The following is a 12,375-nucleotide window of genomic DNA, read 5'->3' on the forward strand; positions in this document are numbered from 1 at the left end:
TCTTCCTTTTTTTATTCGCTGACCTGAGCGAAATATTTTCTCCGTGCTCCCCGTGCATTGTCCCGGAAATAGTCTTTCCACCAGTCGTCGGTTCTCAGGTATTTCGGTTTTTCGAGAGGGTCGCGCCATTGCAGCGATTCGCGGAACGAGTAGTGGCTGAACAGCCTCATGTATTCGCCCAGATAGATGTCGGCCACCCTCCGGTTGCCGCGAACGATCACCATATTCTCGTCGTTGTTCTTCGTGGAGGCGACACTGAAATTGGCCGAACCGGTAACCACGATGGGGTTTCTGCCCAGCGGATCGATGAGCATGAACTTGTTGTGGATGTATTTCACGTTGGAGTTCAATCCCGTGAGCCGCTCCCGGAGCCATCCGTCGAAACAATTCGTACGGATCGTATTGCCGATGGCGAACACATTTTCTTTCTTACGCCGGATCGCTTCGATCTCCTTCTTCTCTCTTTCGAATTTCTCCCGGTCTTTCCCGGCCATGCACGCTTTCTCCATAAGTGCATACCGCAATGGCGTGCGCGCGGCCTGATACACCTTCTTGAACTCTTCGTTCATCCCGAAAGCGAACGTCATAAACAACGCATGCCTGGCCGACCGTGCCATACCGGCATAATTCTCCAGTACCTCCAGGCCGGTGCGCGGGCTGAAGACCACCGTTTCCTCCTCCCGGAGCGGCAAAGCGAACGTCGGCGTGATCTCTTCCACCCGTTTCTTCATCGGCCCATTCTCGGGATCGCTTTGCAACGCCTCCCAATAGCGTGCGTACCGCTCGGCAATGGCGGGATTGTTGACGACATGCGCCACGTTGGAATGTCCGAAAATACCTCCTTCCGAAAAATTCATCCCGCCTGTCCATACCGACACCGGACGGCCTCTTTCGAGCTTCAGGATGAATTTATTGTGCGAGATGCAGGATTTGCCGTTGAGGCGGGGCGTGCAACAGGAGGTAAGCCCTGTCTCGCGGATGGCCGCTTCATTGATCAGGCGCGGATACTCCTTCCGCCCGTCGTAAACAATCCGCACATCCACTCCCCGCTCCATCGCTTTCCCGATCACTTCGAGAAAAGGCCGGTAATGAAACTCGTAGGCCGCAATCTGCAGGCTGTGCTCCGGCCCGCACGACTCCACAAAACCCACCAGCGCTTCGTAGGCCCCACGCGAGAGCCATTCGAACGCCCGGTTGTCCGGCACATCCTTCGGCGACACATCGCCGAATCGCCGCACATATTCCTGCGAGGCGGCCGACCCTCTGTTGAAAAAGACATTGTGCCCCACGTCCTCCTCTTTCTCGGTACGTATTGCCACCTGCACGGTGGCATAGACCGTTAAATTGGCCGGCGTCCCCTTCAGGGCAGACACCTCGTAGGTGTAAGCATACCCCGGCTTGGCCGAATAGTCGGCCCACTGGAAACTCTGAATGGGAAACTTGTGCGTGGAATACTGCGTGCCGGGTTTGAGCTTCGGGTCGGTCTCCTCAAAAACTTTCGACGCTTTCAGATAATACCTCTCGCCCTCGGTATGGTCTTCCCGCAAAACCGAAAAGCCAAGCAACCCCTCGCACTCCTCTTCGGGCAAATGAATGCCCAGCAAAACCACATGGCTTCCGGATACGGCATGTACCTTCAGCCCTCCTTTTTTTCTTTGTGCTCTCATAAGAATCTTTTTTATCTGGTGATTTTCTTCAAAATATCGTATTCAGCCTTTTTCGCTGTAAAGGTATAAAAAAATAAATGATCTGACCTTCGTTTAATCTGAATTTTTAAAGGCAAAAAAAATAGGTAAAAATCAACAGCAATTCTTCCGACATATCTCAATCATTTTTCAAGTTATCCGGTTTATAATCATGTGTTTCGGTAGTAAGGGGGGCGATCTATCTTACAACAGATTTATGCTTTGTATATTTAGATTATACAGCTAAAATATGTAGAATAATATTGAACGCATAGTTTTTTTTGAAAAATATTTTTTTCTCTCATAATTTAAATCTAATTTTGTGGTGAATTCATAATGTCTCCGATTTGCAAATCAGTTAAACTCTTTATATTAATTAAGGACATGAAAACAAAATTACTTGGAATCCTTGCTCTCTGCCTGGGGGTAGTTTACGCTGCACAAGCGCAGTTTCGCATTGGAACGACGGACTACTCGACATTGAGTGCGGCCGTGGCTGCCGTTCCCACAACGGGAATTCCCACTACCATCGAAGCCACAACGAATCACAGCATGACAACGGCTGTAACCGTAAACAGCGGCCAGCACATCGTATTGAAAAGCGCGGGAGGGATCTTTACACTCAAACGTAGCGCCGCTCTTCTCACGCATTTGATCACCGTGCAAAATGATGCTACTTTCATCATGGAAAGCATTATACTTGACGGAGGTGCTATATGGGATCAGCAAGCACTGACAGTACACGCCGATACGACGCGGACAAACAGCGGCCTTATGGCCGACAATCCACTCATTCTTGTAAATGCGGGCGCTACGCTAACACTTAACGATGGTGCGGTATTACAGAATAATCACAACACCGGTTCGGGAGATTGTGCCGGTATCCGAAACTCCGGAATATTAACACTCAACAACGGATCACTTATTCGATTATGCTCTTATTATCCCTCCGGAGCAGCTTCCGGAACTGTGGCCGGAGCCATCTGTAGCACAGGCCCCAACTCGGTGGTTACGATGAACGGCCATTCCACCATTGCGGGATGTATGTCAAAAGTTGATGATAACGATGCAGGCGGTATTTTCAGCGGACACGGTTCACATGTTGTGATGAATGGTAATGCCTCCATCTATGGTTGTTACAGCAAGAATGTCGGTGGGGGAATCACGCAGCGCGAAAACAAAGTGACGATGAACGAAAGCGCTTCAATCCATCACTGCGCATCGAGAAGTGGAGGTGGAATGATGGCGTACACACAAGCTACCGTCGAGATGAACGGAAACTCAACTGTGCACGATAACGAAGCGACTACCGCTGGAGGAGGTGTATGCTTGACGAGCAATAGCGCCAGTGGTGGAATCAGTTCTACGCTTCGCATGAAAGACAATACAAGTATTTACAATAACCGGTCGAAAAGGTCTGCCGGAGGAGTCTTAAATAAATCGGGTTGGATTTATCTGCAAGAAAATGCTGCCATCCGTAACAATCAGGCCGAAATGACCGGTGGAGGTATCGCCCTGTCGGGTACATCGACCGCTCAGGCATTACTATACATGGACGGTGGACGTATCAACCATAATGCTGCGAAAACGACACAAGGCGGTATTGCCATGGCTTCACACGCGACGGTACATATCCGTTCCGGCGAAATTGGCTATAATACGTCTGTAAAAGGAGGTGGGGGAATTCATGCTTCCGGATTGACCGATACCATCCGTATCTCCGGAGGACGGATCGCCCACAATAAGGCACCGATTGCAGCCGGCGTCGGTGTCAATAATCAAACTGTGCTTTATATGACCGGTGGCGAAATCACCGGTAATCAGGCAACTCAAAAAGGCGGAGGACTCTTTATCGGCTCGCACGCAACAAATACCCCGGAGGTAAACATTCTTGGACGTGCAGCGATACATAACAATAAAGCGCCTGTGGGTAACGGCATATTCATGGCAGCCGACAAGAACGGTGGAACGGCTTCTGTCTTTAATCTCAGTGGTACAGCGCACATAATAGATGAAATCTTTTTAGAAAAGGATACATTAAATCCTGCTCCGAACGGAGACCCGCTACGCAATAAATTTATTACGCTCGTCAGTGAACCGGAACGGATATTCAGGATCAATACCGACACACAACATGACGCTCCTTACGGACGAATTGTCGTCGTGCCCGGAACGGCAACCATAGACGGAAAGACCTATACACTGGCCGACGCATCTTCTTATGCCGACAAATTCACGCACTCTATCAAATCCGTTGTCAGAGGACTTTCTTCTACTCCTACAGCACAGAAGCTCATTCTCGGATGCTACGACCCGGATATGATTACAATTCTCCGTACTCCTTTGGGCAAGCTGGCCAAGATCAATGTACCACAGACTTTTTCCGTTAAAAATGCTTCATCGTCCATCTCTGGATATACGTGGACATTCGCCGAAGGAGTACCGGCCTCATCAACGGCTGCTGCTCCGAGCGTCACTTGGGCAACCATCGGCCAAAAACAGATCGAATTGAAAATCTTTGAAAAGGGAATCAGTTATGCTCCGGGTGACACGATGCGGTGCGAAATGACTGCGAAAAGAACAATCGCCGTACAAGGAAAAACAATCGACTTTTTCGTGAATAAGCGATCAACATCCGGACTACAGACCGGCCTTTCATGGAAAGATGCCTTCCTGAATCTGGATACGGCTCTGGCAGTTGCCGGCAAGGGTGACCGAATATGGGTGGCTGAAGGCGTTTATACACCTGCGGGCGGATCGTATGTGATGGCTTATGACAGTGTCGAAGTCTACGGAGGCTTTGCTGGTACAGAGTCGGCGATTGAGGAGCGTAATTTTGTGAATCATCCGACAACATTACAAGGAAAAGACTCTTCTGTTATCCGGATCAATGGAAACCGCTCTTATCCCGAAGGAGGATGTGGAGTCAGTCGCGGTGCACGCTGGGACGGTTTCATTATCACCGGAGGTATGGCTAAACAAGGTGCCGGTATCTTTAACGACAACGGGTCACCGACCATTGTCAATTGTGCCATCCGTGGCAATGCGGCCACACACGAAGGTGGCGGTGTATATACCCTGTCACGCGGAACATGTGCAACAGGAAGTCCGTTATTTATGAATACCGAGATCAGCGGTAACACAGCTCGGCGAGGTGCCGGACTCTATAACGAAGGCGGGAAAACGGGATTACTGAATGTAACGATCTCCGGAAATCATGCGACAGAATCCGGTGCTGGTATGTATAACGCTCAAACCTCCGGTGTTCAGGTAATAAATACGATCATTCATGACAATCGTACGACGGCAGAGCAGATGTTACCCAATATTGTGAATATGGGTGTTGGCACTGAATACCGCTTCTGTTTAATCGAAGGAGCAGATATTTCGAATGCCTGGAACTTATTGGGAACAGATGCCGAGAAAAACATTTCCGGTGAACCGTATTTTGTTAAATCCGGATTTAACAAGAACGGCTCGATGGTTACAGGTAACTACCGCCTGAGAGACGCACGGAGTGTGGTTTACGATGCAGGCTGGAATTCACCGGTTATCAAAGCGGGGTTATCGAAAGATTTGGCAGGACATGACCGTATATACGATAGCCGGGTGGATATCGGAGCATACGAATTTATTCCGAGTGGAATGCCTCCTATTCAATTAAGTCATGGCATTATCATAAATGAATACGAGCATGCGAAAACAAAACCCGGGAAAGGTATTCATTCGGTAAACTCAAAACAAGATTTTACGATGACGATTACACCGGACGAAGGATATACTCTTGACGAGTTGGAAATCACGACAGGTTCCAAATGGCAGGACAAAGAAGGCGGAATGAAGAAAACAAAGAACCCTGACGGTAGCATGACCGTTGTGTTCCGCTATGTAACGGAGCCTCTGAATGTCCAACTCTCCGGTGTCAAGCCTACGGCAAACCAGTTGATCCAGGAATATGCGGCTGTATGGGCAGGCAAAGATTGTGTGCATATTCGGACAGATCGACCTGTCATGGTACAGATCTACACCGTAATGGGAACACTCTCTCACCGTCAGCAACTTTTGGCGGGCGAGATCACACTCCCGCTTCCGAGAGGATTATATATCGTTAAGATTGATCAGATGGTACAGAAAGTCGTTGTTAAATAAAACCGACAAATAAAGATGCTGTGTCACGGAAAAGACGTCCATACCTTGTCTTTCCGTGACACAGTTTATATTAGAATCTGTAATGAGAAAAAACAACACAGAAGTATATAAATCAGCTGAAGGCAGACGGTTGCTTCACGATTTATATCGTAAACATTTGCTGGCATTGGACGTTCCCTTGTCGGAACAGATGGTGGAAACAAGTTTTGGCGATACGCATGTCATGTATTACGGTTCTCCGGCCGGCATGCCCGTCTTGTGTTTCGGAGGAGCATGGGTCACGAACCCGTTGGCGATGCGCCCTTTTATCGAAGGATTGGATTTAGAACACATACGTATGGTTGTGCCGGATGTGCCCGGAGGTATAGGGTTTAGTGCCGAGCGACAACTTGACGCATCGAAAGGCGAATACGGACAGTGGGCTTTTCAAGTGATGGATACACTGGGGATTCGGGAATGTCCGGTATTAGGCTACTCATTCGGAGCCAATATCGTATTACAACTTTGTAAGGAGGCCGTGCTGTGTATCCGGCGTCTTCTCCTCGTTCAGCCGGCCGGCTTTACAAAAGGAGCTTCGTCAAAAATTGAGAAACTCATACGTATGGCAGACAAGGAAGAAAAACAACTAACGGAGGAGATGTTAAAAAGAAACCTGGCACCGGTACTTTCGTTCGAACACGACGATCTGATCGAAATGACTAAAATGCTCTTTCTGCACGCAAAGGTTGCCAAAGGGGATTGGAAAGAGCTCCGGAAGAAAGATTTACATAAGTTTCGTGCGCCAGTAGGTCTGGTTGCCGATAAATCCGATTATTTATTTCCGGGCGAAGAAGTCATGAAACGCGCCCGTAAAATCATCCCATTCCTTGAAATGTCGAACTTAACCCACCTCGACGGCCATTGCGGGCTGTTTAAAAACAGTGAACATACACGTGAAGTCATGGCTTCCATAAATGACTTTCTGCTACGCGACATAACGGATGCTCATTGAATTTCGAAAATCCTCATTTCTTATCCTACATCAATATACAGCACATCCGATTACCGTAGTTCTGCGCCGTAATCAAATAACATATTCTATGGAGAAATGCAAATTATTGTGCTGAGAATTTCCGGTTCTGTATGAAATATTGTGGGTAATCAAACTTTAGTTTCCCACAAGTGAAATAAGTCATTTTTATAAAGTTACGAGGATTTCTATATCCTTTTGCTCTTTTTTTGCTAATTGTATCCCACGTGAGTTCGATGTAAGAAAAGGGTCAAAAAAGTTGGAACATAAAATTACAGAAATTTATTTCATTAACGATAAAGGCGATATCTTGAATTTTATACTTACTCCCGGAAACGTAGACGACAGAGAACCGCTCAAATCCATGGACTTTCAGAGGGCGCATCTTCGGAAAACTTTTTGAGGATAAAGGCTACATTTCCAAAGATCTGTTCAAACAACTTTTTATTAACGGCGTACATCCGGTAACCAAGATAAAGAAGAACATGAAGAACGCTCTGATGCTTATGCACGATAAAATCATGCTTCGAAAACGCGCTCTTATTGAAACTGTTAATGACGATCTGAAAAACATCTGCCAGATAGAACACACACGGCATCGAAGTTTTGACAACTTCATTACAAATATGTTATCTGGTTTGGTAGCTTACTCTTTCTTTGAGAAGAAAGCATCCATAAACCTCTATCAAGAGCTTATGGATGACTCAAGATGGATGACCGCTTAGATCGAACTCACGTTAAACACATGTTTGACGCCGTTGTTGTACAACAACGAGGTTTTTCGTCTGGTAAATCATCGGTAACGACGGCAAGATCCAACGGCTGAAAATATCGCGGCTAACCGTTTTCCATTCTCAATCTTATATGTATCTTTGTGGGCAGGAAATTTATTGATGTCGATTTAACGTAAAAATCAGAGCATAAAATTATGGCAACAACACCTGAATTCAAGTATCAGCCGCCGTTCCCGCTGGGGAAAGACACGACGGAGTATTATCTGCTGACGAAAGACCATATCTCGGTCAGCGAGTTTGAAGGACATCCAATCCTCAAGATCGAGCCGGAAGCATTGACCCTTTTGGCTAATCAGGCATTCCGCGACGTCTCGTTTCTGTTGCGGCGCGAACACAACGAGCAGGTCGCAAAAATCTTAACCGATCCCGAGGCGAGCGATAACGACAAGTTCGTTGCCCTGACCTTCCTGCGCAACGCCGAGGTGTCGTGTAAGGGACAACTCCCGCTTTGTCAGGATACGGGAACAGCCATCATCCACGGCGAGAAAGGACAGCAGGTATGGACAGGCTTTTGCGACGAGGAAGCGCTCTCGAAAGGCGTGTTCAAGACGTATACGGAAGAAAACCTCCGCTACTCGCAGAATGCTCCCCTGACCATGTACGACGAGGTGAATACGAAGTGCAACCTGCCCGCGCAAATCGATATCGAAGCCACCGAAGGGATGGAATATCATTTCCTCTGTGTCACCAAAGGAGGAGGCTCGGCGAATAAGACCTACCTGTATCAGGAAACGAAAGCCTTGCTGAACCCGGACACGCTCGTACCTTTCCTCGTCGAAAAGATGAAGACGCTCGGTACGGCCGCCTGCCCGCCTTACCATATCGCGTTCGTCATCGGCGGAACATCGGCCGAAAAGAACCTTCTGACCGTTAAACTCGCTTCGACGCATTACTACGACAACCTCCCGACAACGGGCAACGAAGGCGGCCGCGCCTTCCGCGACATCGAATTAGAGAAGAAGGTGCTCGAAGAATCCTGTAAAATAGGTCTTGGCGCACAGTTCGGCGGGAAATATTTCGCTCACGATATTCGCATCATCCGCTTGCCGCGTCACGGCGCGTCATGTCCCGTGGGAATGGGGGTTTCGTGCTCGGCCGACCGCAACATCAAGGCTAAGATCAATCAAGACGGTATCTGGATCGAGAAACTCGACGATCATCCCGGACGTCTTATCCCCGAGTCGCTGCGTCAAGCCGGCGAAGGCAACGCGGTAAAGATCGACCTGAACCGGCCGATGGCGGAAATCCTCGAACAGCTCGATAAATACCCCGTTTCGACACGCCTGTCGCTTTCCGGCACCATCATTGTCGGGCGAGATATTGCGCACGCCAAGCTCAAAGAGCGCATCGACAAGGGAGAAGGGCTGCCGCAGTATATCAAAGATCACCCGATCTACTACGCCGGACCGGCGAAGACGCCCAAAGGCATGTCGTCCGGCTCATTCGGCCCGACGACGGCCGGACGTATGGACTCATACGTCGATCTCTTCCAGTCTCACGGCGGAAGCATGGTGATGATCGCCAAAGGAAACCGCAGTCAGCAGGTGACCGACGCCTGCAAGAAATACGGCGGCTTCTACCTCGGCAGCATCGGCGGACCGGCGGCGGTACTCGCGCTCGAAAGTATCAAGAAGGTCGAATGCCTCGAATATCCCGAACTCGGCATGGAAGCAATCTGGAGAATCGAAGTCGAAGATTTCCCGGCGTTTATTCTGGTCGACAATAAAGGCAACGATTTCTTCAAACAACTGAAACCGTCTTGCGCCTGCAAATAACAAGCATTTAATGGGAGAGGGAGTGAGCCGGCGTTAGCGCGTCATTCCCTCTTTTTTCATGTCATACACACATCTTACGAAACTACATCCTGATGATGAAAACATTGAACGTACCGTATTGCCCCGAATTGGACGGCATGGATTTGAAGAGCGTAACGGCTGCGATGGAAACTGTCGCCTTACGCCAAAGCCTCGACACGATCAATTGGCCCGAATTTCCGTATAAACCGATTGTGGCGTTCGATATCGCACGTGGCGACAAAGAATTATATCTCCATTATTTCGTGCACGGACGATCGCTTCGGGCTGTAGCCGGTCGGGACGGACAGTACGTACACCCCGACAGTTGCGTCGAGTTTTTTATGCGTCGTAATGACGACTTGTTCTATACGAATTTTGAATTTAACTGTATCGGCACGTGTCTGGCGGCACGCGGAGCAGGACGCCATGACCGCACCCCGCTCACCGATGACGAATACCGGAAAATACGCCGTTATACAACCGTAAACCGGGAGACTTTTGAAGAAAAGAAAGGTGTTTATACGTGGGAAGTGACGGTCGCTATTCCATTTGAATTGATGGGGCTTGACGCCGCCCATCTGCCCGAAAGCATACGGGGTAACTTCTACAAATGTGCGGACAGTACGGAAAACCCGCATTACGTCACTTGGAGTCCGATAGAGCTGCCGTCACCGGACTATCACTGTCCCGAGCACTTTGGTGAGTTGCGCTTTTAAAGCGCAACTACTACTGTATGACTTCCACGACTTCGATTTCGAAGACTAATGTCGAATAAGCGGGAATAAGATGGAGTGGAGTGGAACCAATGGTCAAGGTCGACGCTTTACTTTTTCCTCCGCCTAACTGGTAGGGTACCCATATTTCCCATTTATCACCTTCTTTCATCTTCTGCAATGCGGCCTGTATCCCTTTAAACGAAACAGTGGCACCATTTTTCGAGAGGAGTTCGGATACCTTTAGCGTTGCCGGTATGCCGTCTTCCGCAAGCCATTTCTGAAACATCATGCCGTTGGTGATGCCATGTTCCTTCGAGTCAACCACAAACCACCCTTTCGAATACACCTTCACGGTGCTGGTGTAAAAGATGGGCTTCGTGCCGGTCCCTTTCCTGAGAACTTTGTAGTATATACTTCCTTCGTTACCGGGCGACTTGAACTCGGTGTATGCCGGATTATTTTTGATGGCATTGAACGCCTGCTCATTGGCGAGCTTCCATGCCTGACCGGCCTCATCATCGTCCTTTTTGTCGCAGCTTACCGCGGCGAACAGCACCGCAAATAGTGTGATCAGACAGAAAACGTTTTTCTTCATTTTTCGTGTATGTGTATCCGTTAGTCTCTGTGATTACTTCAAACCTTCGAGCAGACTGCGCATGCTGACCTTGTCCGAAATGATTTCGTGCAATTTGGCGATCGGCACCCGCTCTTGCTGCATCGTGTCGCGGAAACGGATCGTTACCGTATCGTCTTTCATTGTGTCGTAGTCGATCGTGATGCAGTATGGCGTACCGATCGCGTCCTGACGACGGTAACGCTTGCCGATGGAATCTTTCTCGTCGTACTGGCAGCGGAAATCGAAGCGCAGCATGTGTAGAATTTCTTCGGCTTTTTCCGACAGTCCGTCCTTACGTACCAGTGGCAGTACAGCCAATTTGACGGGTGCGAGTGCGGGCGGTAACTTCAGAACAACGCGCGACTCTCCGCCCTCCAGCGTCTCTTCCTGATAAGCTCCCGCCATGATGCTCAGGAATAACCGATCGACCCCGATGGAGGTTTCGATCACGTAAGGCGTATAACTTTGGTTCAGTTCGGCATCGAAATATTGAATTTTCTTTCCGGAGAATTTCTCGTGTTGCGACAAGTCGAAATCGGTACGGCTGTGAATTCCTTCCACCTCTTTAAATCCGAACGGCATTTCAAATTCGACGTCGGTAGCGGCATTGGCATAATGCGCCAGTTTATCGTGATCGTGGAAGCGGTATTTATGATCGCCCATACCGAGGTTACGATGCCATTTCATACGCATTTCTTTCCACTGTTCGAACCATTTCAACTCTTCGCCCGGACGAACGAAGAACTGCATCTCCATCTGTTCAAACTCGCGCATGCGGAAGATGAACTGCCGCGCCACGATCTCGTTACGGAACGCTTTCCCGATCTGTGCAATGCCGAACGGTATTTTCATCCGTCCCGTTTTCTGAACGTTGAGGTAGTTGACAAAGATACCCTGAGCCGTTTCGGGGCGGAGGTAGACTCTCATCGCACCGTCGGCCGTCGAGCCCATCTCAGTGGCGAACATCAGATTGAACTGCCGCACTTCCGTCCAGTTGCGGGTTCCCGACACCGGACATACGATTTCGCAGTCGAGGATAATCTGCCGCAGCTCGGAGAGGTCGTTGGCGTTCATTGCGTCGGCAAAGCGTGTATGTACCGCATCGCGTCTGGCTTGGTTTTCGAGCACACGCGGGTTCGTAGAACGGAACTGTTGCTCGTCGAACGCTTCACCGAATCGCTTGGCAGCCTTTTCAACTTCCTTGTTGATCTTTTCATCGAGCTTCGCGAGATAATCTTCGATCAGCACATCGGCGCGATAACGCTTTTTGCTGTCCTTATTATCGATCAGCGGATCGTTAAACGCATCGACATGTCCGGAAGCCTTCCAAATGGTCGGGTGCATAAAGATGGCAGAGTCGATCCCTACGATATTCTCATGGAGCAACACCATGCTGTCCCACCAGTATTTTTTGAGGTTGTTTTTCAGTTCTACGCCGTACTGACCGTAATCATATACAGCTCCTAATCCGTCGTAGATATCCGACGAAGGGAATACGAACCCGTACTCTTTGCAATGCGAAATCAGTTTCTTAAATACATCTTCCTGTTGTGCCATAACACCTGTTTTATACCATTTTTCTAAGGGGAGACAAAGGTAAAGATTTATTG

The 12,375-nt window shown here is 48.9% G+C and carries 7 protein-coding genes and 1 pseudogene; 5 read left to right on the forward strand and 3 right to left on the reverse strand.

The genetic code is table 11. The features are described 5' to 3' along the window. Positions 1-11: 11 nt before the first annotated feature. Complete coding sequence (locus ACTTKA_RS01380; protein WP_442723685.1) at positions 12-1,667, reverse strand: phospholipase D-like domain-containing protein; 1,656 nt, start codon at positions 1,665-1,667, stop codon at positions 12-14. A 402-nt stretch (positions 1,668-2,069) separates the two neighbouring features. On the opposite strand from ACTTKA_RS01380, the gene ACTTKA_RS01385 reads away from it, so the two are divergent. The 5 genes and pseudogenes from ACTTKA_RS01385 to ACTTKA_RS01405 all read left to right on the forward strand — a co-directional run bounded on the left by ACTTKA_RS01385 (position 2,070) and on the right by ACTTKA_RS01405 (position 10,149). After that, complete coding sequence (locus ACTTKA_RS01385; RefSeq protein ID WP_442723686.1) at positions 2,070-5,834, forward strand: hypothetical protein; 3,765 nt, start codon at positions 2,070-2,072, stop codon at positions 5,832-5,834. 82 nt (positions 5,835-5,916) lie between these two features. Next, positions 5,917-6,825, forward strand: coding sequence for an alpha/beta fold hydrolase (locus tag ACTTKA_RS01390; protein ID WP_442723687.1), 909 nt, complete (start codon positions 5,917-5,919; stop codon positions 6,823-6,825). A gap of 307 nt (positions 6,826-7,132) precedes the next feature. Next, positions 7,133-7,568 (forward strand): annotated as a pseudogene (locus ACTTKA_RS01395) (transposase); the annotation flags it as partial. Between the two features lie 203 nt (positions 7,569-7,771). Beyond that, entirely contained in the window at positions 7,772-9,412 is a 1,641-nt protein-coding gene (locus tag ACTTKA_RS01400; protein ID WP_074453040.1) for a fumarate hydratase, read from the forward strand. A 92-nt stretch (positions 9,413-9,504) separates the two neighbouring features. Then, entirely contained in the window at positions 9,505-10,149 is a 645-nt protein-coding gene (locus ACTTKA_RS01405) for a carbohydrate-binding family 9-like protein (RefSeq protein WP_442723688.1), read from the forward strand. 10 nt (positions 10,150-10,159) lie between these two features. On the opposite strand, the gene ACTTKA_RS01410 is transcribed toward ACTTKA_RS01405, so the two are convergent. Both ACTTKA_RS01410 and ACTTKA_RS01415 read right to left on the reverse strand, forming a co-directional pair. Continuing rightward, complete coding sequence (locus tag ACTTKA_RS01410) at positions 10,160-10,744, reverse strand: FKBP-type peptidyl-prolyl cis-trans isomerase (protein ID WP_442723689.1); 585 nt, start codon at positions 10,742-10,744, stop codon at positions 10,160-10,162. Positions 10,745-10,777: 33 nt separating this feature from the next. Next, the gene (locus ACTTKA_RS01415) at positions 10,778-12,322 is read right to left on the reverse strand and encodes a glycine--tRNA ligase (protein WP_442713039.1); all 1,545 of its coding nucleotides are present in this window, start codon (positions 12,320-12,322) and stop codon (positions 10,778-10,780) included. Positions 12,323-12,375 lie beyond the last annotated feature (53 nt).

Source organism: Tannerella sp., assembly GCF_052170195.1.
GTDB lineage: Bacteria > Bacteroidota > Bacteroidia > Bacteroidales > Tannerellaceae > Tannerella.

What these genes read in the sequence shown, in the direction of transcription:
- ACTTKA_RS01410 (WP_442723689.1), bottom strand. Translation starts at nt 10,744, where the DNA reads ATGAAGAAAAACGTTTTCTGTCTGATCACACTATTTGCGGTGCTGTTC.
- ACTTKA_RS01380 (WP_442723685.1), bottom strand. Translation starts at nt 1,667, where the DNA reads ATGAGAGCACAAAGAAAAAAAGGAGGGCTGAAGGTACATGCCGTATCC.
- ACTTKA_RS01400 (WP_074453040.1), top strand. Translation starts at nt 7,772, where the DNA reads ATGGCAACAACACCTGAATTCAAGTATCAGCCGCCGTTCCCGCTGGGG.
- ACTTKA_RS01385 (WP_442723686.1), top strand. Translation starts at nt 2,070, where the DNA reads ATGAAAACAAAATTACTTGGAATCCTTGCTCTCTGCCTGGGGGTAGTT.
- ACTTKA_RS01405 (WP_442723688.1), top strand. Translation starts at nt 9,505, where the DNA reads ATGATGAAAACATTGAACGTACCGTATTGCCCCGAATTGGACGGCATG.
- ACTTKA_RS01390 (WP_442723687.1), top strand. Translation starts at nt 5,917, where the DNA reads ATGAGAAAAAACAACACAGAAGTATATAAATCAGCTGAAGGCAGACGG.
- ACTTKA_RS01415 (WP_442713039.1), bottom strand. Translation starts at nt 12,322, where the DNA reads ATGGCACAACAGGAAGATGTATTTAAGAAACTGATTTCGCATTGCAAA.